This is a genomic window from Alkalihalophilus pseudofirmus OF4, assembly GCF_000005825.2.
Classification (GTDB): domain Bacteria; phylum Bacillota; class Bacilli; order Bacillales; family Bacillaceae_D; genus Alkalihalophilus; species Alkalihalophilus pseudofirmus.
Map to the genome: position 1 here is coordinate 230,088 of NC_013791.2, position 21,742 is coordinate 251,829.

At 38.7% G+C, this 21,742-nt stretch carries 27 protein-coding genes; 23 read left to right on the plus strand and 4 right to left on the minus strand.

Annotated features, from left to right (window positions below; translation table 11 throughout):
- Positions 1 to 245: 245 nt before the first annotated feature.
- Together BPOF4_RS01210 and BPOF4_RS01215 are read left to right on the plus strand one after the other, a co-directional pair.
- Positions 246 to 1,370: a S8 family peptidase gene (locus BPOF4_RS01210; RefSeq protein WP_012957236.1), complete on the plus strand. Its 1,125-nt coding sequence runs from the start codon at positions 246 to 248 to the stop codon at positions 1,368 to 1,370.
- A 200-nt stretch (positions 1,371 to 1,570) separates the two neighbouring features.
- The gene (locus BPOF4_RS01215; protein WP_012957237.1) at positions 1,571 to 1,756 is read left to right on the plus strand and encodes a hypothetical protein; all 186 of its coding nucleotides are present in this window, start codon (positions 1,571 to 1,573) and stop codon (positions 1,754 to 1,756) included.
- A gap of 37 nt (positions 1,757 to 1,793) precedes the next feature.
- On the opposite strand, the gene BPOF4_RS01220 is transcribed toward BPOF4_RS01215, so the two are convergent.
- On the minus strand, positions 1,794 to 2,666 hold the full coding sequence (locus BPOF4_RS01220) for a helix-turn-helix domain-containing protein (RefSeq protein WP_012957238.1): 873 nt from the start codon (positions 2,664 to 2,666) through the stop codon (positions 1,794 to 1,796).
- A 299-nt stretch (positions 2,667 to 2,965) separates the two neighbouring features.
- On the opposite strand from BPOF4_RS01220, the gene BPOF4_RS01225 reads away from it, so the two are divergent.
- Complete coding sequence (locus BPOF4_RS01225) at positions 2,966 to 3,556, plus strand: TetR/AcrR family transcriptional regulator (protein ID WP_012957239.1); 591 nt, start codon at positions 2,966 to 2,968, stop codon at positions 3,554 to 3,556.
- A gap of 103 nt (positions 3,557 to 3,659) precedes the next feature.
- On the opposite strand, the gene BPOF4_RS01230 is transcribed toward BPOF4_RS01225, so the two are convergent.
- Positions 3,660 to 3,968 (minus strand): winged helix-turn-helix transcriptional regulator, encoded by a 309-nt coding sequence (locus BPOF4_RS01230; protein ID WP_012957240.1) that lies wholly within the window; start codon positions 3,966 to 3,968, stop codon positions 3,660 to 3,662.
- 163 nt (positions 3,969 to 4,131) lie between these two features.
- On the opposite strand from BPOF4_RS01230, the gene wrbA reads away from it, so the two are divergent.
- The 3 genes from wrbA (at position 4,132) to BPOF4_RS01245 (ending at position 5,608) form a co-directional block, all read left to right on the plus strand.
- Positions 4,132 to 4,752: an NAD(P)H:quinone oxidoreductase gene (wrbA, locus tag BPOF4_RS01235; RefSeq protein ID WP_012957241.1), complete on the plus strand. Its 621-nt coding sequence runs from the start codon at positions 4,132 to 4,134 to the stop codon at positions 4,750 to 4,752.
- A gap of 142 nt (positions 4,753 to 4,894) precedes the next feature.
- Positions 4,895 to 5,311, plus strand: coding sequence for a universal stress protein (locus BPOF4_RS01240; protein ID WP_012957242.1), 417 nt, complete (start codon positions 4,895 to 4,897; stop codon positions 5,309 to 5,311).
- A 156-nt stretch (positions 5,312 to 5,467) separates the two neighbouring features.
- Positions 5,468 to 5,608, plus strand: a complete 141-nt coding sequence (locus BPOF4_RS01245) for a BH0509 family protein (RefSeq protein WP_012957243.1) — start codon at positions 5,468 to 5,470, stop codon at positions 5,606 to 5,608.
- A gap of 369 nt (positions 5,609 to 5,977) precedes the next feature.
- Here the strand turns inward: BPOF4_RS01245 and mgtE are convergent, their stop codons facing one another.
- The gene (gene mgtE, locus BPOF4_RS01250) at positions 5,978 to 7,342 is read right to left on the minus strand and encodes a magnesium transporter (RefSeq protein WP_087943507.1); all 1,365 of its coding nucleotides are present in this window, start codon (positions 7,340 to 7,342) and stop codon (positions 5,978 to 5,980) included.
- Positions 7,343 to 7,606: 264 nt separating this feature from the next.
- Between mgtE and BPOF4_RS01255 the strand changes: the two genes are divergently transcribed.
- The 6 genes from BPOF4_RS01255 to BPOF4_RS01280 all read left to right on the plus strand — a co-directional run bounded on the left by BPOF4_RS01255 (position 7,607) and on the right by BPOF4_RS01280 (position 13,902).
- The gene (locus BPOF4_RS01255) at positions 7,607 to 8,665 is read left to right on the plus strand and encodes an ABC transporter ATP-binding protein (RefSeq protein WP_012957246.1); all 1,059 of its coding nucleotides are present in this window, start codon (positions 7,607 to 7,609) and stop codon (positions 8,663 to 8,665) included.
- A 193-nt stretch (positions 8,666 to 8,858) separates the two neighbouring features.
- Positions 8,859 to 9,956: an extracellular solute-binding protein gene (locus BPOF4_RS01260; protein ID WP_012957247.1), complete on the plus strand. Its 1,098-nt coding sequence runs from the start codon at positions 8,859 to 8,861 to the stop codon at positions 9,954 to 9,956.
- Positions 9,957 to 9,994: 38 nt separating this feature from the next.
- Positions 9,995 to 11,674, plus strand: coding sequence for an ABC transporter permease (locus tag BPOF4_RS01265; RefSeq protein ID WP_012957248.1), 1,680 nt, complete (start codon positions 9,995 to 9,997; stop codon positions 11,672 to 11,674).
- A gap of 133 nt (positions 11,675 to 11,807) precedes the next feature.
- On the plus strand, positions 11,808 to 12,125 hold the full coding sequence (locus tag BPOF4_RS01270; RefSeq protein ID WP_012957249.1) for a DUF2325 domain-containing protein: 318 nt from the start codon (positions 11,808 to 11,810) through the stop codon (positions 12,123 to 12,125).
- 23 nt (positions 12,126 to 12,148) lie between these two features.
- Positions 12,149 to 12,712, plus strand: coding sequence for a hypothetical protein (locus BPOF4_RS01275; protein WP_012957250.1), 564 nt, complete (start codon positions 12,149 to 12,151; stop codon positions 12,710 to 12,712).
- A 293-nt stretch (positions 12,713 to 13,005) separates the two neighbouring features.
- On the plus strand, positions 13,006 to 13,902 hold the full coding sequence (locus tag BPOF4_RS01280) for a metal ABC transporter solute-binding protein, Zn/Mn family (RefSeq protein WP_012957251.1): 897 nt from the start codon (positions 13,006 to 13,008) through the stop codon (positions 13,900 to 13,902).
- Between the two features lie 46 nt (positions 13,903 to 13,948).
- Here BPOF4_RS01280 and BPOF4_RS01285 read toward each other — a convergent pair whose 3' ends face one another.
- Positions 13,949 to 14,689, minus strand: coding sequence for a rhomboid family intramembrane serine protease (locus tag BPOF4_RS01285; RefSeq protein ID WP_012957252.1), 741 nt, complete (start codon positions 14,687 to 14,689; stop codon positions 13,949 to 13,951).
- A gap of 101 nt (positions 14,690 to 14,790) precedes the next feature.
- Here BPOF4_RS01285 and acpS point away from each other — a divergent pair, with 101 nt between their 5' ends.
- The 11 genes from acpS to sigB all read left to right on the plus strand — a co-directional run bounded on the left by acpS (position 14,791) and on the right by sigB (position 21,741).
- Positions 14,791 to 15,150 (plus strand): holo-ACP synthase, encoded by a 360-nt coding sequence (gene acpS / locus BPOF4_RS01290; RefSeq protein ID WP_012957253.1) that lies wholly within the window; start codon positions 14,791 to 14,793, stop codon positions 15,148 to 15,150.
- Between the two features lie 238 nt (positions 15,151 to 15,388).
- Positions 15,389 to 16,399 (plus strand): LolA family protein, encoded by a 1,011-nt coding sequence (locus tag BPOF4_RS01295; RefSeq protein WP_012957254.1) that lies wholly within the window; start codon positions 15,389 to 15,391, stop codon positions 16,397 to 16,399.
- 201 nt (positions 16,400 to 16,600) lie between these two features.
- Positions 16,601 to 16,885 carry a CopG family ribbon-helix-helix protein gene (locus BPOF4_RS01300; RefSeq protein ID WP_031311629.1) on the plus strand — a complete coding sequence of 95 codons (285 nt, stop codon included), beginning with the start codon at positions 16,601 to 16,603 and terminating at the stop codon, positions 16,883 to 16,885.
- 3 nt (positions 16,886 to 16,888) lie between these two features.
- A complete protein-coding gene (locus BPOF4_RS01305) occupies positions 16,889 to 17,239 on the plus strand; it encodes a type II toxin-antitoxin system PemK/MazF family toxin (RefSeq protein WP_012957256.1) in 351 nt (116 codons plus the stop codon).
- A 244-nt stretch (positions 17,240 to 17,483) separates the two neighbouring features.
- Positions 17,484 to 18,302: an RsbT co-antagonist protein RsbRA gene (locus BPOF4_RS01310; RefSeq protein ID WP_012957257.1), complete on the plus strand. Its 819-nt coding sequence runs from the start codon at positions 17,484 to 17,486 to the stop codon at positions 18,300 to 18,302.
- A gap of 16 nt (positions 18,303 to 18,318) precedes the next feature.
- A complete protein-coding gene (locus BPOF4_RS01315) occupies positions 18,319 to 18,675 on the plus strand; it encodes an STAS domain-containing protein (protein ID WP_012957258.1) in 357 nt (118 codons plus the stop codon).
- Positions 18,676 to 18,677: 2 nt separating this feature from the next.
- Positions 18,678 to 19,091 carry an anti-sigma regulatory factor gene (locus BPOF4_RS01320; RefSeq protein WP_012957259.1) on the plus strand — a complete coding sequence of 138 codons (414 nt, stop codon included), beginning with the start codon at positions 18,678 to 18,680 and terminating at the stop codon, positions 19,089 to 19,091.
- Positions 19,092 to 19,103: 12 nt separating this feature from the next.
- On the plus strand, positions 19,104 to 20,117 hold the full coding sequence (locus BPOF4_RS01325) for a PP2C family protein-serine/threonine phosphatase (protein WP_012957260.1): 1,014 nt from the start codon (positions 19,104 to 19,106) through the stop codon (positions 20,115 to 20,117).
- Between the two features lie 61 nt (positions 20,118 to 20,178).
- Positions 20,179 to 20,511 (plus strand): STAS domain-containing protein, encoded by a 333-nt coding sequence (locus BPOF4_RS01330; RefSeq protein ID WP_012957261.1) that lies wholly within the window; start codon positions 20,179 to 20,181, stop codon positions 20,509 to 20,511.
- Positions 20,508 to 20,996 (plus strand): anti-sigma B factor RsbW, encoded by a 489-nt coding sequence (gene rsbW / locus BPOF4_RS01335; protein WP_012957262.1) that lies wholly within the window; start codon positions 20,508 to 20,510, stop codon positions 20,994 to 20,996. Before BPOF4_RS01330 ends, rsbW begins: the two co-directional genes overlap by 4 nt.
- Positions 20,956 to 21,741 (plus strand): RNA polymerase sigma factor SigB, encoded by a 786-nt coding sequence (gene sigB, locus BPOF4_RS01340; protein ID WP_012957263.1) that lies wholly within the window; start codon positions 20,956 to 20,958, stop codon positions 21,739 to 21,741. The genes rsbW and sigB overlap by 41 nt, the downstream gene beginning before the upstream one ends.
- Position 21,742: the final 1 nt, after the last annotated feature.

Genomic DNA, 21,742 nt, shown 5'->3' on the forward strand with positions numbered 1-21,742 from the left:
TACAATTAAGGTATTTGAGAAGTTCCTCAAATGCCTTTTTTTATGGGGGGAATTCCACATTTTCTATATTCTCAGTTTATTTTTTGAACCTTTCATATAAAACTATTTATATTACTATATTTATTAAATGTGGAATAATAGACGAGAATCCTCCTATTATTCTAGTAAATAGGTTGTAATAACTTGTCACAGAAAATACATACTTTTTTGAATTTTGATAGATTATTCATAGGAGGTGATCGCCTATGAATCTTCAAAAAATACGCTCAGCGTTGAAGGTTAAGCAATCGGCATTGGTCAGCAGTTTAACTATTTTGTTTCTAATCATGCTAGTAGGTACGGCTAGTGCAAATGGTGCGAAGCAAGAGTACTTAATTGGTTTCAACTCAGACAAGGCAAAAGGACTTATCCAAAATGCAGGTGGAGAAATTCATCATGAATATACAGAGTTTCCAGTTATCTATGCAGAGCTTCCAGAAGCAGCGGTAAGTGGATTGAAAAATAATCCTCATATTGATTTTATTGAGGAAAACGAAGAAGTTGAAATTGCACAGACAGTTCCTTGGGGAATCCCTTATATTTACTCGGATGTTGTTCATCGTCAAGGTTACTTTGGGAACGGAGTAAAAGTAGCAGTACTTGATACAGGAGTGGCTCCTCATCCTGATTTACATATTAGAGGAGGAGTAAGCTTTATCTCTACAGAAAACACTTATGTGGATTATAATGGTCACGGTACTCACGTAGCTGGTACTGTAGCTGCCCTAAACAATTCATATGGCGTATTGGGAGTGGCTCCTGGAGCTGAACTATATGCTGTTAAAGTTCTTGATCGTAACGGAAGCGGTTCGCATGCATCCATTGCTCAAGGGATTGAATGGGCGATGAATAATGGGATGGATATTGCCAACATGAGTTTAGGAAGTCCTTCTGGGTCTACAACCCTGCAATTAGCAGCAGACCGCGCTAGGAATGCAGGTGTCTTATTAATTGGGGCGGCTGGAAACTCAGGACAACAAGGCGGCTCGAATAACATGGGCTACCCAGCGCGCTATGCATCTGTCATGGCTGTTGGAGCGGTGGACCAAAATGGAAATAGAGCGAACTTTTCAAGCTATGGATCAGAACTTGAGATTATGGCGCCTGGTGTCAATATTAACAGTACGTATTTAAATAACGGATATCGCAGTTTAAATGGTACGTCAATGGCATCTCCACATGTTGCTGGGGTAGCTGCATTAGTTAAACAAAAACACCCTCACTTAACGGCGGCACAAATTCGTAATCGTATGAATCAAACAGCGATTCCGCTTGGTAACAGCACGTATTATGGAAATGGCTTAGTGGATGCTGAGTATGCGGCTCAATAATCCCTAAGGATGTACTGGATGCAGAGAGAGCTCTCTGCATCCAACTTGCATTATGAGTACATTTATATTTTTAAGAGATATACGAGTTATTCGCTTATACAGGGCTTTAATTAGTAAGAAATAGGGTACTGTGAAGAATTCAGAAAAGTGGAAAAAGATGTATACTAAACGTAACTTAAAGAGAAGGCAGGGTGAAGAAGATGTCATTAAAACGTTTTGTTTGCGCATTACTAGTAGGAGCATTTATTTTAGGAGCTGGTGCATTATCCGCCTCAGCCAATGAAGCTGCTTTTGACCTTCCGCATGCAGGTGACCTGCCACATGCTGGAGACTTACCGCATGCCGGTGATCTACCACATGCCGGTGACCTTCCGCACGCAGGATAATAACATACAAATAAACATTAAAAAAGAAGCAATAGGGTTATCCTATTGCTTCCTTTTTTTGTTTCTCTGCAATTTCAGCCAATCGCTTTTTTCCCTCAATGTTAAATAAATGAATGGCATCGTTGATTTGTTTTTCACCTTGTTTATATTGGTTCGTTAATAAGAGGCAGTAACCTTTTTGGTACAAGCACTCTCCAAGTAAGTAGAGCAGCTCATTCTCAATACAAAGCTGAATCCCTTTTTCACTCAGTTCAATCGATTTAGCGAAGTCGCCAAGGCTTTTTACGGCTTTGGCATAATTATAATATACTCTAACTTTTATTCTTGGGTTTAATTGCGGAATGGTAGAAGTACCATGGATCGCTCTCTCATATATTTCGACCGATGTTTCTGGCTTGCCGCTTAAATCATAGACAATGCCGATCGCATTTAAAATTTGAATTTCTTCCTGAGAATAGCCGTCTTTTCCTTTATAGGTTAAATTAAGTGCGTTAAAAAGCATTTTAAGGGCTTCTTCATAATTCGTACTAATATAGGCCAGTGAGAGTCCTTTATGCCAAAGGATAAATTGTTTTAAATCTACACTTTCAAACAGAGGATTTTTCTCTTCTGCCAGAATAAGTTCATATACCTCTTTATAATTTCGGTTGACGGTTTGTTTTCTTACATCTTGTATAAAGTCTTGAATGTAGTCGTACCGGGGGTTTGATGCTTCATGAAAGAAGTGAGTCATATCTACTCCAAGGCGCCTGGATATCTCAAACAAGGTGGTTGAAAGCGGGATGAATTTTCCAGCTTCGATATTACTGATCTGTGCTTGGGTACAAATACCTTCTGCTAGATCATTTTGAGTAAGGCCCTTTAGGGTGCGATAAAACTTTATATTTTTTCCAATTGTATGTATATCCATATTCTCACCCTTTTCTTTTGATAGATGACATTAGCTCTTCGATAATCGAAATACTTCCTTATTATAAGAATACCAGTTTCCCGCCTTTTCGTCATGTGCCGATAGGACGAGGGTCATTCCTACTCACAAAAAATCCATCCTTATGCAGTGGTTTTTAGTAAAAGATAAATCTAAAAATTTACAGTACAAAGTCTTAGGATTATAATACTATGTATAGGGTATTATTAGTAGAAAAGTTAATAATGGTATAGTTCTTTTTTGTGAGTTTAAATAGTAACGAATAAAGGGTGAAGAGTAGGATGGCGAGGAAAAAAATAATAGATCTTCAAGAGTTAATGAAAGTAACAGAGGAACTGCTATTAGAAATAGGGTATGATCGATTGAACTTTCGGCTGATATCAGGTCGGTTAGGAGTAGGAAGAAGTACAATCTATGAATATTTTTCGAATAAAGAAGATTTAGTATGTGAGTATATGTTAAGAGTAATGAATTTAATTACTCAAAGAATGGAGCAGATCTCTAGCGAATTACCTGCAGAACAACAATTGAAAAAGGTTATAGCTATTTTGATGGATTTTGCACAGATCCACTTAATTTTAGAATTGACAGGGGAGTTACAGGCCGCGTTTCAAGATGATGATGAGAGATTGCTGAAAATAATGAAGGAAAAAGAAATGCTGCTTGATGGAATCAATAAGTACGTTCTTATCGCAGAGCAAGCTTGTGATCTCAGGGAGGATATTCCATCCAGTGTCAAAACAAGCTATATTTTTCAATTGATCACTCTTCAAAGAACACATTTACATATTTCTGATAAAAAGGAAGACATTGATTTATCAGAGTGGGTATCATTAATGTTCTCATTGTTTATGCAAGGCTTAAAGAAATAAAAGAAGAGAAAAAATGAGATCCTAGAATGGATGTTATTTTTTCTTTTAGGAAATCGACAAAAGAGTCGGATTAGAAATAGGAAAGCAATCTTAGATTGCTTCCCTACATCCATTTTTCTCCCCAAGTTTGAATAGAGTGAATAACTGGTTCTAAATCTAATCCTTTTTCAGTTAACTCATACTCAATCCTAACTGGTGTCTCTGGGTAAACATTTCTCGAAATAATCTCGAGCTGTTCTAGCTCTTTCATCCGTTCTGTTAAAATTCGATCACTCATATATGGTATTTGTTTTTTGATTTCTTTAAAGCGTTTAGGACCATCAAGCAGCACCCGTATAATTAAGCCAGTCCACTTCTTTCCTAATAATTCTGCTGCATGCTCGTATTTAGGACACATTTTACTATAATCCATAATGTTCACCTCAAGAACGTTGACCTCAATAATAGGTTTAGTTTACCACAAACAAGTGGTATAGATAAGAAACCAAGGGGAATTAATTGACAATTATAAATGATTGAAATAATATAAAATGTATAGTTACTTTAAAAAAGTTAGTTAATGGGAGTGTTCAACAATGGCGAAGATTCTTGTACCATACTACAGTGCATATGGACATATTTATGAAATGGCTAAAGCAGTAGCAAAAGGAGCAGAAGAAGTAGAAGGCACAGAAGTAAAGCTTGTAAAAATACCTGAATTTGATGCGGTTAAGGAGGCGATGTCTAGTCAGGACGCCTACGTATCAGCTCAAGAAGAACAAGGTCAAGTAGCAGAAGCAACGCATGATGATCTTAAATGGGCTGATGGTATTGCTTGGGGTGTACCAACAAGGTATGGCTCGATGCCAGCTCAAATGAAACAATTTCTTGATTCAGCCGGCGGTCTATGGGCTAACGGAGAATTAGAGGGTAAAGCAACATCGATCTTTACAAGTACAGGTTCTGTACATGGCGGACAAGAGACTACGGTAATTACGTCCCTTATTCCTATGCTTCATTTCGGAATGATTTTTGTAGGCCTTCCATATGGTGAGAATCCCGAGCAGCTAACAACTGATGGTATTGGCGGAAGTCCTTATGGAGCATCTACTATCTCAGGGCCGGATGGATCTGCCTTGCCAGATGAGAGAGATATTACAATGGCGAAGCGATTAGGCGCAAGGTTAGCTAAAGTTGCACATAAATTAAATCAATAAAAATATTGTCTAAAGCATCCTAGTATCAATTCCTAGGGTGCTTTATTTTATAAATTAGTGCCACTTTGTGATATCCGCTCGTATAATAAAATACTCCATTTATTTTGCAGAGTGTTTGATAGTAAGTAAGAGGGGGAAGCTTATGTTCAAACAAATTGTAGTAGCAGCTGATGGTTCTTGGCACTCTATGAAAGCAATTGAGAAGACAATTGAACTTGCTAAAGGGAGAGATACGAAGGTATTTGTTGTTTATGCAGTCGATAGTTCGACTTCTAAGGCAGACGTACTGCAAAATTGGGATACACTTGGCATATCCGAAAAGCGCAAGGAGAGGTTAACTGCTATTTGTGAAATAGCGAAAAAAGAAAAGATTAATTATGAAATAAAGATCCTTAGAGGAGAGCCTGTTCAAGTAATTATAGGCTTTGCTAGAACAACCAACGCAGATTTAATCGTTATTGGATGCAGAGGACTAAATCCGCTTCAGCAAATGGTTCTTGGCAGTGTCAGTCACAAGGTAATGAAAAAAGCCTCCTGCCCAGTGCTGATTATGAAATGAACTTCAACCTTGTTATTCAGCAAGGTTTTTTCTTTTTAAAAAGGGCTTTTTAATCATATTAAAAAAATTAAAAGAAATGATTGACCATTTTGAATCTTCTGTTATATAATAATAAAAAATAAACGATGATGTATTAATACAGAAAGGGTGATTAATATGAGCAGGCAAGAACGCGAAAATATGATTCAGTTTCTAACAAAGGTAGAGGGGATGACTGAGCGTAAATTAATGGTGATGACTGATGCGGACATTGAACATATCTACACAAGAGCATACACGATGCAGGAACGTATATAAGGATAATAAAGCCCTTCAAATCTTAGTATGAAGATTTGAAGGGCTGTTTTATTTGATATGGGTTCATTGTTCAAAAAAAATTCAGTAACAAACTAGTCTAAATAAGGTATACTACGAAAAGAATAAGTATGAAGGGTGACCATCATGAAACTTTCAAACAAAGCCTTATTTATTATTATTGCGTCAGTTACAGCGTTGTATGGAATTCTATATTGGGTAATCGGTCATTTTCTTACAACATAATTTGAATGGATCTAACCTGAGGTTAGATCCATTTTTGTTTATTTTCTCATCAAGCTTCGAGTTATTTCCCCGGCAATTTGTCGAAAAAAAACAGCCTCAACATAAACGAGGCTGTTTCAAATAAAATTATAAATGCTGCAGTTGAGATAAGAATGCTGTAGCAATTCCAAAATAAATCATTAAGGAAAAGATATCGTTAATTGTAGTGATGAGAGGACCTGAAGCAACCGCCGGGTCTACTCCAAAACGATATAACATAAGAGGAATAACGGTTCCTGCCAATGTGCCAACAATCAACGTTATTAACAAGGAACTACCTACAACGACCCCTAATGTTAGACTTCCTATCCATAGAGTAGCTACTAATAAAATGAGTGCTCCGCAAGTTAAGCCGATAATTATTCCAACTCTTAGCTCACGAAAGATCAATTTAAAGACGGTTTTACGGTCTACATCGCTTGTAACAATACCGCGAACAACAACCGCTAGTGATTGAGTTCCAGTATTACCAGTCATGCCTGCAATCATTGGCATAAAAAAGATCAGTGCCACGACTTGGTCTAGCGTTTCCTCAAAACCACTAATAATACTTCCGGATAATAAACCAATAAATAATAACAAGATAAGCCATGGGAGGCGTCTAAAGGAAGCGGTTGTTGCTTTTGTGTTGAAGTCAATATCTTTACCGGAAGCTGATAGCTTTTCTATGTCTTCATTGGCTTCTCTGATAACGATATCGATGGCATCATCAACAGTAATAATCCCAAGTAGTGTATTTTGTGCATCTACAACAGGAACAGCAATGAAATCATAACGCTCGATTGTTTGTGCAACCTCTTCTTGGTCAGCATCGACCGATACAGATACAACTCGGCTGAACATGATATCTTCAATGCGCTCATCTTCATCAGCAATTAACAGATCTCGGTAAGAAACCACTCCTACCAGCTTTTTTTCCTCATTAATAACATATAAATAATAGATGTTTTCTGAGAAACTGGCATATTCTTTTAGCTTATTAACAGCTTGCCTCACTGTTTGGTTCACATGAATCCATACAAACTGATTGTTCATTAATCCGCCGGCTGTGTCAGCTGGATAACTCATTAAAGAGCGGATTTTTTGAGAGTCTTCTTTTCTCATGACCTCTAAAAACTCTTGGATTTTGTCTGCTGACAATTCGTTAAGTAAGTCAGCAAGGTCATCGTTATCCATCAAGTTCATAACTTTTGAGGAACGTTCAATTCCAAGTTTGTGTAAAATTTCAATTTGCATTTCATACTCTAATTCCTGAATTAAATCAGCTATTTGGTCAGATGTTAAAAATGTTAGAAACTTGTGATGATGTTTCTCAGGAAGGCCTCGATATAGTTGGGCGACATCATACGGGTGCAGCTCTTCTAATAACTGTTGGAGTGCTGATCGTTTCGCTTCTTTAACATACTTAATCACTAATACAAGTAATTGGTCTTCAGTCATATTTGCAACCAATGCATCCACCTCACTTCCACACCTTATATACTTTACAAAAAAAGCGTAATGATGTAAAACCTGCTTTGGAGTTATTTACAGTATTTATTTGTATTCCCTTTAAGAGAATTGGTGAAACAACCCTGCAAGAATTTTGAAATTACTAAAAATATTGAAAGTAACGCTTTTATTGGTGTTTTTACATTGACGCTTGAAAATGAGCTATGCTATTATTAATCTAGATTGAAATTCATTCTCAAAGAAGAGTCTGAGGGGGACTACATAATGAGCTTTATCCACCTTCAAAACTTAACAAAGACGTATTCTAATGCTGGAAGTCCAGCAGTTAATCATATTGACCTTTCGATAGAAAAGGGTGAGATTATTACTCTGCTTGGTCCGAGTGGTTGCGGGAAGACCACAACGCTTCGTATGATTGCAGGATTTGAACAGCCATCAAACGGGTCTATTCGTATTGACGATAAAGTTGTCTTTGACGACCGTTCATATTTACCACCGGAAAAAAGAGGGATTGGAATGGTGTTCCAAGATTATGCACTATTCCCGCACTTAACAATCGAAAAGAACGTAACGTTCGGATTAAATAAATGGGGTACGCTCAATAAAAAGAAGCGTGCTAAAGAAGTACTTGAGCTGGTTGGTTTAGCTGATTATGCTAAGCGTTTTCCTAATGAACTCTCAGGAGGGCAGCAGCAGCGTGTAGCTCTTGCGCGTGCTCTTGCTCCGCGTCCGCATGTCGTTTTAATGGATGAGCCATTTAGTAATTTGGATGCAGGCTTGCGAGAGCGAATGCGTTATGATGTGACAGCTATTTTAAGGAAAGCCAATACAACTGCAATTATTGTTACGCATGATCAAAAGGATGCATTTGCAGTGTCAGATCGTGTGGTCGTCATGAACCAAGGTGTGATTCAGCAAATTGCATCTCCGCGTGATATGTATCGTTGTCCTAAAAACTGCTTTGTTGCTCAGTTTGTCGGAAAAACAAATTTATTAACAGGGACACTGTGTGAAGATATGAAACATGTTGAAACGCATATTGGCCGTGTTTGTCTGCCATCAGTATCGAATCAAATTCTTGAAGATGTCCGCGTGTCAATTCGTCCAGAAGGTTGCCGTTTAGTAGAAGACGGCCGCTATTCCGGACGTGTAGAACGAGTAACCTATAGTGGTGAGTATCAAGAGCTTGAAGTGAGGCTTGGTGATGATCATGTAACAAATGAGCCGATGATTGTCTATGCACCTGTAGAACAAGAGATTGAGGTTGGGTCTGTTGTCTCGTTTGATATTAAACCAGAATTAGTTGCCCTTGTAGAAGCATAAATAAATAAAGACCCAATTAGAGAGCCCTCAATTAGAGGGCTTTTCTAATTAGTGTGTACTATGTTAGTAATTGTCTCAAAAATAAAAAAATGCATTGACAATGATTATCAATAGCAGTATAGTAGGACTTGTGAGAGCGAATGAGAATGAAAATCATTACTCGGAATACATAGAAAGTGTGGGAGGATTAAGTATGAAAAAGTCGTTAAAAGTATTTTTATTTTCTTTATTAGCATTATCACTTTTTGTTGTTGCTGCGTGCGGTTCTACAGAGGAACCTGCTGAAGAAGCGCCTGCAGAAGGTGAAAATACAGAAGAAGCTGCAGATGAAGCTGCCTTAGAAGAAACTGGGGAGCTCGTTGTTTACTCATCCCGTAATGAAAACTTCGTAAACGCTCTATTGGAGAAGTTTACAGCAGATACAGGAATTGAAGTGAAACCGCTTCATGCTGGAGATAATGCAGTAAGCAGAATTAAAGGTGAAGCTGGAAATGCACAAGCTGATATTTTCATTTCAAACGATGTCGGTGCGCTTGAAAACTTACGCTTAGAAGGACTTTTAGAAGGTTCTGATCCTGAGGGAATTGAATCAATCGATGAAAAATATCGTGCAGAGGATAATTCTTGGTTCGCTTTATCAGCACGTACTCGTGTTTTGATGTATAATAAAGATCTAATCACAGAAGAAGAAATGCCAAAGTCTATTGAAGATTTAACGGATCCGAAATGGCAGGGTGAGTTTGCTATTACTCGTGGTGGTAACGGCAGTATGATTGGACATGTATCCGCGCTTCGTAATGAATGGGGCGATGATAAGACAATTGAGTGGATTGAAGAAGTAAAAGACAATGCGGGTTCTGTCCTTGAAGGACACGGAGATATCCGCCGTGCTGTCGGAGCTGGTGAGTTCAAATTTGGATTAGTAAACAATTACTATTACCATCAGCAGCTTCAAGAGCCAACTGACAATAACGTTGGAGTTATTTACCCAGATCAGGAAGAAGGAGAAATGGGAGCAGTTGTTAACGCAGCAGGAGTCGGCCTTGTAAAAGACGCTCCAAATGCTCACAGTGCGAAAGTATTCCTAGACTGGATTCTAGAAGAAGAGAATCAACGTGAATTCTCGTATGAGTCACTTGAAGTACCGATTAATCCAGAAATTGAAGCCGTAGAAGGTGCAGAATCAATCTCTGACTATAAGACACACGATATGCCATTAAGTGAATTAGGCGAAGTGTGGGAAGATACACGTGAACTTATTGAAAGAGCAGGACTAGATTTAGATTTGTAAAAAGAACTAATTATTAGGCGAGTGGGAGATGTGACGTCATGAGTCAGCACCTAGACAACGAAAAAAATAATAGGAAAAACCCTCAGGTTGGAGACGATACGTCTCCAACCTCTCGCCGTTTATTTAAGGGTATTCGCTTTAGCAAAAATCGAGGGAGCAGGCCAGGTGGAGTTTTATTTACATTTGCGGCGTTAACGGGTTTGTTAATGGCTATACCAGTTTTTTATGTTGTATGGAGATCATTGTTTGCTGGTACGGACAGGTGGATGCGCTTACTTGATACTCGTATTCCCCAATTAATTTGGAATACGATGTCCTTAACCTTTATGGTGACTTTATTCGCGGTCTCAATCGGCGTGTTGCTGGCATGGATTGTCAATCGGACAAGCCTGCCAGGAAGAAAGATGTGGCAGTGGCTGCTTGCTCTTCCTTTAGTCATACCGCCGTACGTAGGAGCTGTTGCCTACATTATTGTATTTGGCCCTAGGGGATGGCTATGGAGAGAGTGGCGTGAGAATGAGTGGCTGTTAAATGTATTTGGGGAATACCCAATTAATGTCTACTCGTTTTGGGGAATATTTATTGTTCTAACTTTATTCACCTATCCGTATGTATTTTTAATTGCCAGTGCTTCACTTAGAAAAATGAACCGTAACTATGAAGAAGTGGCAAGGTCACAAGGAATGACGACTTCACAAATTTTTTGGAAAGTGAATATTCCATTTCTTCGTCCCGCAATTGGTGCTGGAGCTATCCTAATTGCTTTATATGTACTGTCTGATTTCGGTGCGATTGCGATGATGCGGTATACAACATTTACAGCAGCTATTTACTACCAAATGGGAAGTTATGATAATGTTTCAGCTACTGTTTTAAGTGTGGTTTTAATTGTCCTTACACTAGTTATTTTGTGGATTGAATCCAGAACTAAGAAGAAACAATCGTATTATCAAACAAGTAATACATTTAAAGAGCCTGACATTTTAAGTCTTGGAAAATGGAAATGGCCTGCGCTTATATTTGTAAGCACGATTTTCTTCATCTCGGTTATCTTGCCGGTCATTGTCCTCGTTTATTGGTCAATTCTTGGCCTAGAGGCAGGGGCACTGGATTCAAGATTCTGGGGATATGCATGGAATAGTGTGAAGGTTTCTGGTATGGCAGCTCTCATTTGTATGATCTTAGCTCTGCCAGTAGTTTATTTGCGCTCTAGGTATCCTTCCAAAGCATCTGCTATTATTGAAAAGATGAGTTATGCAGGTTATGCGTTACCTGGAGTCATAGTTGCACTTGGGATCATCTTTATTTTTAACCAGTATATACCTATGCTTTATAATACCTTTTATTTGGTGGCCATTGCTTTTGTGATTCGGTTTTTACCACAGGCAATGCAGTCAACAGATGCTTCGCTCAGCCTCATTTCTCCACGGATAGACGAGGCAGCGAGAAGCCTGGGCCAGCCTCCTTGGAAGGTCATGATCAAAGTTATTATTCCATCTATTCTGCCTGGTATCCTGGCAGGGGGCGCACTCGTATTTGTAAGCAGTATTAAAGAGCTTCCAGCTACTTTATTACTCAGACCTCCTGGGTTTGATACACTTGCAGTACGTATTTGGGTAGAGACAAGCGAAGCCATTTACCATATGGCGGCACCCGCGGCTTTGCTTATTGTTATCGTTTCTATCATTCCTTTGCGTTATTTGCTTAAAAAGTATTAACGATTACCTTATTAACTTCGAAGGGGTCCTGAAAAGGGATCCCTTTTTTATTTGACTGAAAATTTAATTGACAATGAGAATCTTTTTCATTTAAAATAAAGTGAGAATAATTATCAACGAAGGAGTGATATATATGTCTTCTTTATTAATAGTCGGAGCGGATCGTCTTGGGAGTATTCCTCAGAAGCTAGAAGGGTTGGGTTTCAAACAGATTACACATGTAGATGGGAGAAAGGCGCAGATGGTAAAGAAAGAAATTCCATCTCATATTGACCTTATATTAGTTCTTACCGATTTTATTAATCATAATTTAACTTCTGTACTCAAGAAAAAGGCTGCTGAACAAAACATTCCGATTTGTTATGCGAAACGCTCATGGTGTTCTATATATCAATCGATTGGACGGTGTAATTTCGGGTGTGATAAAGAGACTCCATGTCCATTTAAATAATGAAAAGTGAGGGGGGAATGAAGATGGTTAATGCGAACCTTCAACTGATATATTCGGAATATAACTTGTCTCAGCGTTTATTAAACAGCATTCAAAAAGTAGTGAATAAAATTGTTAGAGAGTATTGTCTCCAACCAGTTGAAGAACGTCACGTGGTTACATTGTTGAAATTGATTACTACATATAAAAGAGACCTTGATAAAGGTTTATTTACTACTACAAAACAGTATATTGAAATCTTAGCTGTTTTAGTTGATCACTTCATCTACACACTAACGGAAATCGGTGGTCAAGTTCAAATCGCTGGAATTAGAAATGATCTTTGCATGATTACAGATGAAGATGGGAAGGTCATTCTGAAAATGATAGTTGTGCAAGCAGATTCACAAAGGGTTTCTATATATTTACAGGAGCTAAGAAAGATTGGGATAAAACTTTGTGACGAAGGTGATTTAACTCTCGAAGTTATCGATATTATAAGCGGAAAAAGATATACCAGCTTGCAAAATACAGGTTATATCCAACAAGAGGCACATCCTTATCAGATCACAAACTTAATAACCGATATAAACCATTTTTGTTCATAGTGAAAAATGGTTTATTTTTTTGTCATATACATACTATTTTCAAGGGATCTTACATAGAAATATTTTATATAGGAGTTAATAAAGGAACATAAAGGGCGGCTTATTCATACAATCAAGTAGAATAGAAGCTGTCTCCAAAGACTAGACATTTTTATAAAAGTGTGACAAAATAAAGTTGCCCTAAGACAAAATAGTTTTCCGTGGTGAAGAGTTAACCAACTATTTTTTTGTACTATTTTTTGCCTGTACACAACTTTTTTAGTGAGAGTAAAAATAGAGAAAGGATGATGAGAGTGCGTAAGTGGTTTTTTGCTTTAGTCGTTTTATTGATGAGTCTATTTGTTGCAGCGTGTGGAGGAGATGGAGAAAGTGAAGAAACTGGGGAACTGAAAGTCGTTACGAGCTTTTCGATCTTAGCTGATATTACAAAGAATGTGACCGGGGACCTTGCTGCTGTTGAGTACTTGGTGCCGATCGGTGAAGAACCTCATGGATATGAGCCTATTCCGAGTGATTTTCAGAAGGCCAGTGATTCATCTGTTTTTTATGTGAATGGTTTAGGGCTTGAGGAGTGGCTAGAGCGTTTGGTTGCTAATGCTGGCGGGGCTGATATTGTGACAGTTTCTGATGGTATTGACGTTATTCCGGTTGATGGTACAAATGAAGATGACCCTCATGCATGGTTAGATGTTAAAAATGTGATAGCTTATGTAGAAACTATTCGTGATGATTTAATGGAACGAGATCCTGATAATGCTGAGGCTTATGAGGCTAATGCTGAAGCCTATATTCAGGAATTAACTGAATTAGATGAATGGATTAGTGAAGAATCAGAAGAAATTCCAGAAGATAAACGAACCATTGTAATAAGTGAAAATGCGTTTAAATACTTTGGTGCAGCCTATGGGTATGAAACAATTGGAATTTGGGAATTGAATTCTCATGAAGAGGGAACTCCGGGTCAAATTTCTCGAGTAGTTGATTTAATTCAAGAAAAAGAGATTCCAGCAGTCTTCTTAGAAACAACGATTGACAGCCGTTTTATGGATACTGTCTCTAGTAATGCTGGTGTAGAGATTGCAGGTGAGGTATACACAGATGCGATCGGGGCTGACGGCAGCGGGGCAGAAACGTATGTAGATATGATGAAACATAATGTAAACACTTTTTTAGAAGGCTTAAAGAAATAAAGATGAACCCTCCAATTCGTTATAAGATTGGAGGGTTTTTATCTGCTTATCTATTGAATATGCCATATAATACGAGTAAAGCGAGGACAATCCAAAACACGTTCTTAAAAAGCTTTTGATTTCTTCTCTTTTTTTGCCAACGGTTCGGATTAAAGGTTGGCTCGCTCGTGTCGTGGACATGCTGATACATATGATAAGGCTTCACTCCAGTTAAAAATAAAGGAGCAAGTGCTGCACCGCCGAGTAAGCCAAACAGGTGCGCTAATACGTTAATATTAGAATTTACAAATGTCATAACAAGGCCAATAATAAGAATAGTCATCACAAGCTGTGAGTTTGCCTGGTCAATTAAATCTTTTCTAAATAAGACAAGGTAGACAAACATCCCGAATAAACCGAAGATAGCACCAGATGCACCTAAATGAGGAGGGTAACTCAAGCCTCCTAGATAATAAGTAGCGATATTTGCGATGACACCTGTTCCGAGATAGAAAATGATAAAGCGGAATTTGCCTAGCATTTGTTCTAAGGCAGGACCAAAGATAACGAGAGAGAAAGAGTTAAATACAACATGCCCAATCGTTAAATGCATGAAAATAGGTGTAATCAGTCTCCACCATTCACCATTGGCTACAGCCAAGTTATAGCCAATCCCAAGATTTCTAACAAGAGAGCCTCCAGGAAGAAAATTCATCCATACAAATAAGGCTAAATGGATTACTAATAAACCAAAAATAATAGGGTAGTTCTTTCTAAAGGAATAGAAGCTTTCCTGACGAATAAACAAGCTTAATCCTCCTAACAAAATCGTATTCTTTCTATAAGTATATCAAAAAAGAAAGAGGAAATGCCCGATTTAAGAATTCAGACTAGAAAAGGAGAGTTTACATGATTATAGGCATCGGAATAGATATTGTGGAATTAGAGCGAATAGAACAGCTGCTCACAAAGCAGCCAAGATTTGTTCAAAAAGTGTTAACAAAAGAGGAGCAGTCCGTTTACCAAAAGCTTGCTGAAAAAAGAAAGATTGAATTTATGGCTGGACGCTTTGCGGCAAAAGAAGCTTTTGTTAAAGCGTGCGGGACTGGCATCTCAAAAGAGTTCGGATGGCAGGATATTGAGGTGTTGAATGAAGTGAACGGAAAGCCGGTACTCACTGCAGACATTGAGGCAGCTATCCATATATCCATATCTCATAGTGAGAAAAATGCTGTTGCGCAAGTAATTTTAGAGCGCTTGTCAAGCTAGTCTGCATATTGTCCGCCCTTGCCTCATATAGTTGTAATGCGGATGGGAGAGCTTGTGCCATTTCAAGCAGAGTCAGGTCAAAATTTCATCAAGAACCTAATTCGTTTATTCTTTGAATGTTAAACGCATTTAAAAGTTTGGCATTCTAGAGTGAACGAACGGGGCACAATCATGATTGCCGTCTCTTGATTGGTAGAATTCTCTTCTTTGGCGTTAATTGAGACAAAGGGGTGAAGGTATGAAAAGAGTAAGCTGGTTTATCGCACTTATTGTGATGGTGACGTTTGTTCTTGCAGCGTGCGGTGAAAAAACGCAAGATGATATTCTAGAAGACCTTGAAAGTAAAATGTCCGATATTAGTGGTTATAAGGCAGCTGCTACGATGACATTACAAACAGGGAATGAGCCGCAAACATATGAGGTGGAAGTTTGGTATCAAGAAAAAGATTACTATCGTGTAGCACTTAAAAATGCTGCCAAAGACCAAAGCCAGATTATCCTCCGCAACGATGACGGGGTATTCGTGTTAACTCCAGCACTTAATAAGAGCTTCCGTTTCCAAAGTGATTGGCCGATCAACAGCAGCCAAGTGTACTTATACGGCTCACTGATTCAAGATGTGTTAATGGATCCTGAAAGAACCTTTACGGCGACGGAGGATGCGTATGTGTTCCAAACGAATACAAACTATCAAAACAAGAACTTAAGCACACAAGAAATTACATTTAATAAGAAAGACTTAGCTCCTTTGCAAGTGAAAGTAATGAATCCTGATCTTGAAGTTCTTGTTCAATTAGATTTCACAAGCTTTGAAGAGAATGCAAGCTTTAATGAAGGTGATTTCGATATGGAGCGTAATATGACGGGGGCACAAATGAATGAGCAGCCAACGATGGCTGAACCTGAAGCAGAGATGGCAGTACATTATCCAATGTACACTCCGGACGGTACATCACTAGACTCTTCGCAAACAGTGGAAACTGACCGCGGTGAAAGTGTTGTACTGCAATATACAGGAGAAGCTCCATTCACGCTTATTCAAGAGAAAAGTAAAGTGGTGCCTGCCACCACTCCGATGAATGTAAGTGACGGCGAGCCGGTAGATTTAGGCTTTACGATTGGCGTTATGACTGAAGAGTCCTTAATGTGGTCGTATAATGGTGTAGATTTCTACCTTGCTTCTTCAACTCTAGGAACAGAAGAAATGGTTTCAATTGCAAGATCTGTTTACGGTACACAAGAAAAATAACGATCCAGGGAGGCTCACATATAATGTTGGGCCTTCTTTTTATGGAAATTAAATAGTATTTGTAAAACCTCTTTGCATTTTACAGAAGTCAATGCTATCATTAAATGTGGATAAAAGAAGTTCGTTTTTTGCCAAGTGATTAGGCATGAAAGCGTTATGAAAACATATAATATTTAGGTCGTTGGTTGATGCTGGGGGTGGATGTTCGTGTCAGAACAGAGAACGAAACGCATTGTAGTGAATTTGCCACAACATTTGTTAAACGAGGTGGACGGTGTGATTCAACAAGAGAATGTAAATTACAGTGAGTTTTTATCGCAAGCAACGAAGCTATATCTTCGTGACCGAAAGAAGCGTCAAATTCGTGAAACGATGCAGCAAGGCTATATGGAAATGGCTAAAATTAACCTTAACCTTGCATCTGAAGCCTTTCTTGCCGAGGAGGAAGCAGAGAACACCCTTGATCGCTTAGTAAGTGGGGTGTAGCGGTTGATTGTAAAAAGAGGTGACGTTTATTTTGCCGACCTTTCACCTGTTGTTGGGTCTGAGCAGGGTGGGGTAAGACCTGTTTTAATCATCCAAAATGATATTGGGAATCGTTTTAGTCCTACTGTCATTGTGGCTGCAATCACGGCACAAATTCAAAAGGCAAAATTGCCGACTCATGTTGAAATCAATGCAAAAAGATACGGATTTGATCGTGATTCGGTCATTTTGCTAGAACAAGTAAGAACAATTGATAAACAGCGCCTGACCGATAAAATCACCCATCTTGATGATGATATGATGACGAGGGTTAATGATGCTTTGTTTATTAGTTTGGGATTAATTGACTTTTAAATGAGAAGAAACTCCGCTTTTAGCGGGGTTTTTTTCAATTATTTTACATTAAATCATGCATTTAACGGTTTATTATTGATCAAAAGCAGTGAAATAAGGTTTAATTAATATGAGGAACTTTACTGAAGTGGGATTTCTTACATGAACTTGTAAAACCTTTAATTTGAAAATCTTTGCAACATCAAGCAAGTCGTGAAATAATAACTGTAACAAACTGTAACCACTTTGACTGGAGGAAAGTAAGATGCAACCATATATAGTATCCTTTATATTCGAGAATCGTGAAGTGTTAACGAAAAGATGGGAAGAGCAGCTCCAAGAAGTTCGTAAGGAGAATTATTTAAACTCTATATCTGATACGGTCTATGAAAATACGAATCAAGAGTTTATGAATTTCATCTTTGAGTCAGTAGATCGAAACCAAATGCAAGCGAATGAACGGCTGACAAATTTTACAGATCGATTTATTCAGACGGGTTGGCCGCTAGCTTACTTCACTCGAGGCCTACAGTCGTTCCGTCGTGCCATCTTAGCGACGCTTTCTGAAAAAGAACATAATGTCGATCAGCTTTTAACTCTTTTTAATGAAGTCGAAGATTGGATTGACGGCATTATTAATCAATTGGTAACAGATTATACAGGTTCTTGGGAAGATATCTTCGAGATGCAAAAATTGTCTCTTCTTGAACTATCAGCGCCTTTAATTCCAGTTTTTGAAGGGATTACGGTGATGCCTCTTATCGGAACAATCGATACAAATAGAGCGAAATTAATTATGGAAAATCTGTTGGACGGCGTTATTAAAAACCGCTCACAAGTGGTGTTAATAGATATTACAGGCGTTCCTGTTGTTGATACAATGGTTGCTCACCACATTATACAAGCTTCAGAGGCAGTTCGTCTTGTAGGAGCAACATGCATTTTAGTGGGCATTCGCCCTGAGATCGCTCAAACAATTGTCAACCTTGGAATTGACTTAGGTAAATTCCCTACAAAGAGTACATTGCGTAAAGGTATGGAATCAGCTTTAGAAATGACGAATAAAAAAATAGAAGAAATATAAGTTGGAGGAGTTAAAAATGAGGATCCCAATTTTAAAACTTCATCAATACTTGCTTATCAGTATCCAAGTAGAGTTAGATGATCAAACAGCATTGCGTTTTCAAGAGGACCTATTAAATAAAATTCACAAAGAAGGGTCGATTGGAGTTGTCATTGATTTGACATCTGTAGATATGATCGATTCATTCATCGCTAAAGTGTTAGGTGATGTCGTTGATATGTCTAATTTAATGGGGGCTCGCGTTGTATTAACAGGAATACAGCCTGCGGTCGCAATTACATTAATTGATATGGGTATTAAACTGGATGATGTTCCTACAGCTCTTGACCTTGAGCAAGGTTTGGACAAATTGCAGCAGGAACTGGAGGGATGATCATGGAAACCCAATCCTGTGTAGAAGTGAAAAACGAATGGGGGATTGTTGCTGCTAGACAAGCAGGTCGTACCCTCTCAAAGGAAATCGGGTTTGGGAGTGTCGATCAAGCGCGGATAACAACAGCCATTTCAGAATTAGCGCGTAATATTTATTTATATGCGCAGCGTGGAGAAATATGTTTAGAACTAATTGAGGCACCGTCGAAAACGGGAATGGTTAAAGGAATACAAGTGATTGCTAAAGACCAAGGTCCCGGGATTTCAGACATTAGACAAGTGATGGTAGATGGATTTACAACCTCTAGCGGTATGGGAGCGGGACTTCCTGGAGTGAAACGTTTAATGGATGAATTTTCTATTGATTCCGAAGTAGGGGAAGGGACGGTCATCACAACGACGAAGTGGCTTCGTTAAAGGAGGGCCAGCGTGAATAATACTGTTCAAAAGCTAGAAGAATCATACAAACATATATTGCAGACATTCCTTCATGATAAAAGTGAACAAGGGTTATATGAAGCACAGCAATTTAGTAAAATTTTACTTGAGCATCAAATATCACCTGAGGAATTGGTCAGTATTCACCGCTCTATTTTAGAAGAGTTGTTTCCGAATGTTTCAAGTGAGGTTCAGGATTCTTTTGAGTTGCTCTTAGAAGTTATGATGGGATATGGACTTGCCTATCGTGAACATCAAAGTTTACGTGATCGTCAAAAAGAACTTGAATCAGAGATCGATGTAGCTGCTAATATGCAGCAAACATTGCTGCCTAAAGAAATTCCGTCTGACGATGTGTTAGATATTGGTGTAGTGAGTGTACCGGCTACAAAAATGAGCGGTGACTACTATCATTTTGTTCGAGATGAGCACGGCAATGTAGGGGTAGCCATAGCTGATATTATCGGGAAAGGTGTTCCTGCTGCTTTGTGTATGTCGATGATTAAATACGCCATGGACAGCTTGCCTGAACAAAGACTTAGGCCAGGCGCGCTGCTTGAGAACTTGAACAGGGTCGTCGAGCAGAATGTTGATGATAGTATGTTTATTACGATGATGTACGGGGCATATGATACAGGGACGCATGAATTCCATTATTCTGGAGCGGGGCATGAACCTGGGTTTTATTATTCATCTTCTGAGGATCGTTTCGAAGAATTGTATGCAAAAGGCTTAGTTTTAGGAGTCTCACGTCATACAAAATTCCGTGAGTATCATAAAAAGGTCGAAAAAGATGATTTTATTGTCTTTTTATCAGATGGTGTAACGGAATGCCGAGTAGATGATGATTTTATTGAACGAGAAGAAATAGTGAAGTTAATAAGGTCCTACATGCATTTAAGTGCTCAAGAAATTGTCGACAGCGTATATAAGGAACTTGTGAAACTACAAGATTTTACCTTGAGAGATGATTTTACATTAATGATTTTGCGTCGAAAAGTTTAAAAATGATTGTTTTGTGGTATTTATAAACTAATGTAGATGGGATACCAGGAGGAGATTATAGATGAACTTAGATATTCGTCATGAACAGTCAGAGGGCGCAGAGCTTGTATATGTAACAGGAGAAATTGATGCCTATACCGCGCCGAAGCTGCGCAGCACACTAACACCGCTTGCTGAGCAAGGATCAAATAAGATTATCGTCGATTTAACAAACGTTCAATATATAGATAGTACAGGCTTGGGGATTTTTGTAGGAATTTTAAAATTAACAGACTCGAAAGACAGTTCGTTAGTGTTAACGGGGTTATCTGAACGGGTACACCGCCTGTTTACGATTACTGGATTAGACGAGGTTATCCAGATCGAACCGATTAAAGGGGAGGAAGCGAAATGAACGAACAGCAAGTAGATCACATCGAGATGAGTGTTCCGGCTAAGCCTGAATTTGTTGGCGTCGTGCGTTTGACGGTTTCTGGAATTGCCAATCGCCTTGGATTTACGTACGACGATATTGAAGATATTAAGATTGCAGTTGCAGAAGCATGTACGAACGTAGTAAACCACGCGTATGAAGATGAAGGGTTGATTTCCGCTTCTTTTGTGCTGCACGAAGACCGTATGGAAATTGTCATAGCGGACCGCGGACAAAGTTTTGATATCAATGGTTTACGTGAGCGTTTAGGTCCGGTTGACTCGACTAAGCCGGTCGGTGATTTGAAAGAAGGGGGGCTTGGCCTCTTCCTCATCAACACTTTAATGGACAAAGTGGAAATCAATGATGAATCAGGGGTTATCCTAATGATGACAAAGTTCATTCACGGAGATGAGGTGGAGAAAAATGTCGACGGAGTCCCTTCCACACAAACAGAACAAAGATGAGGTATATGAATGGATTCGCCTTTATCAGGAAACAGGCGAAGAAGAGGTTCAAGTAAAGCTGGTTAAACATTATGAGGCTCTTGTCCGTTCATTAGCTCGGAAGTTTTCTAAAGGACGGGAATACGACGAAGATCTATACCAAGTTGGAATGGTAGGTCTGCTCGCTGCCCTAACTCGATTTGACAGTGAGTTTGGACGTAGTTTTGAATCTTTTGCCGTACCAACTATTGTCGGTGAGATCAAACGATTCATACGTGATAAAACGTGGAGCGTCCATGTTCCAAGACGTATTAAAGAGTTAGGTCCTAAAATCAAAAAGGCTGTAGAATCCTTGACGGTTGAACTTAACCGCTCTCCACTTGTTCATGAAATTGCTGCGTATCTAGAGGTCTCTGAAGAGGAAGTTCTAGAGACAATGGAGATGAGCAAAAGTTATCAAGCGTTATCTGTTGACCGTTCGCTTGAGGCTGACCAAGAAGGTGGAGAAGTTACATTGCTTGACCTTGTCGGCAATGAAGACAGCGGGTTTGAGAAAACTGATCAAAAGATGCTGCTTCAAAAAGCATTCCAAGTGCTTAATGAACGTGAAAAACAAATTCTTATGCTAACCTACTATGACAATTTGAGCCAAAAAGAAACAGGGGAAAAACTCGGTATTTCTCAAATGCATGTATCACGCCTTCAACGTAGGGCGTTACAAAAATTACGAGATTCAATTAAAGTCGAGCCTTCGGAGATTTTATAAT

Excerpts from the sequence above, each read along its gene's own strand:
- BPOF4_RS01210 (WP_012957236.1), top strand. The coding sequence starts at position 246 with ATGAATCTTCAAAAAATACGCTCAGCGTTGAAGGTTAAGCAATCGGCA.
- BPOF4_RS01215 (WP_012957237.1), top strand. The coding sequence starts at position 1,571 with ATGTCATTAAAACGTTTTGTTTGCGCATTACTAGTAGGAGCATTTATT.
- BPOF4_RS01220 (WP_012957238.1), bottom strand. The coding sequence starts at position 2,666 with ATGGATATACATACAATTGGAAAAAATATAAAGTTTTATCGCACCCTA.
- BPOF4_RS01225 (WP_012957239.1), top strand. The coding sequence starts at position 2,966 with ATGGCGAGGAAAAAAATAATAGATCTTCAAGAGTTAATGAAAGTAACA.
- BPOF4_RS01230 (WP_012957240.1), bottom strand. The coding sequence starts at position 3,968 with ATGGATTATAGTAAAATGTGTCCTAAATACGAGCATGCAGCAGAATTA.
- wrbA (WP_012957241.1), top strand. The coding sequence starts at position 4,132 with ATGGCGAAGATTCTTGTACCATACTACAGTGCATATGGACATATTTAT.
- BPOF4_RS01240 (WP_012957242.1), top strand. The coding sequence starts at position 4,895 with ATGTTCAAACAAATTGTAGTAGCAGCTGATGGTTCTTGGCACTCTATG.
- BPOF4_RS01245 (WP_012957243.1), top strand. The coding sequence starts at position 5,468 with ATGAGCAGGCAAGAACGCGAAAATATGATTCAGTTTCTAACAAAGGTA.
- BPOF4_RS01255 (WP_012957246.1), top strand. The coding sequence starts at position 7,607 with ATGAGCTTTATCCACCTTCAAAACTTAACAAAGACGTATTCTAATGCT.
- BPOF4_RS01260 (WP_012957247.1), top strand. The coding sequence starts at position 8,859 with ATGAAAAAGTCGTTAAAAGTATTTTTATTTTCTTTATTAGCATTATCA.
- BPOF4_RS01265 (WP_012957248.1), top strand. The coding sequence starts at position 9,995 with ATGAGTCAGCACCTAGACAACGAAAAAAATAATAGGAAAAACCCTCAG.
- BPOF4_RS01270 (WP_012957249.1), top strand. The coding sequence starts at position 11,808 with ATGTCTTCTTTATTAATAGTCGGAGCGGATCGTCTTGGGAGTATTCCT.
- BPOF4_RS01275 (WP_012957250.1), top strand. The coding sequence starts at position 12,149 with ATGGTTAATGCGAACCTTCAACTGATATATTCGGAATATAACTTGTCT.
- acpS (WP_012957253.1), top strand. The coding sequence starts at position 14,791 with ATGATTATAGGCATCGGAATAGATATTGTGGAATTAGAGCGAATAGAA.
- BPOF4_RS01295 (WP_012957254.1), top strand. The coding sequence starts at position 15,389 with ATGAAAAGAGTAAGCTGGTTTATCGCACTTATTGTGATGGTGACGTTT.
- BPOF4_RS01300 (WP_031311629.1), top strand. The coding sequence starts at position 16,601 with ATGTTCGTGTCAGAACAGAGAACGAAACGCATTGTAGTGAATTTGCCA.
- BPOF4_RS01310 (WP_012957257.1), top strand. The coding sequence starts at position 17,484 with ATGCAACCATATATAGTATCCTTTATATTCGAGAATCGTGAAGTGTTA.
- BPOF4_RS01315 (WP_012957258.1), top strand. The coding sequence starts at position 18,319 with ATGAGGATCCCAATTTTAAAACTTCATCAATACTTGCTTATCAGTATC.
- BPOF4_RS01320 (WP_012957259.1), top strand. The coding sequence starts at position 18,678 with ATGGAAACCCAATCCTGTGTAGAAGTGAAAAACGAATGGGGGATTGTT.
- BPOF4_RS01330 (WP_012957261.1), top strand. The coding sequence starts at position 20,179 with ATGAACTTAGATATTCGTCATGAACAGTCAGAGGGCGCAGAGCTTGTA.
- rsbW (WP_012957262.1), top strand. The coding sequence starts at position 20,508 with ATGAACGAACAGCAAGTAGATCACATCGAGATGAGTGTTCCGGCTAAG.
- sigB (WP_012957263.1), top strand. The coding sequence starts at position 20,956 with ATGTCGACGGAGTCCCTTCCACACAAACAGAACAAAGATGAGGTATAT.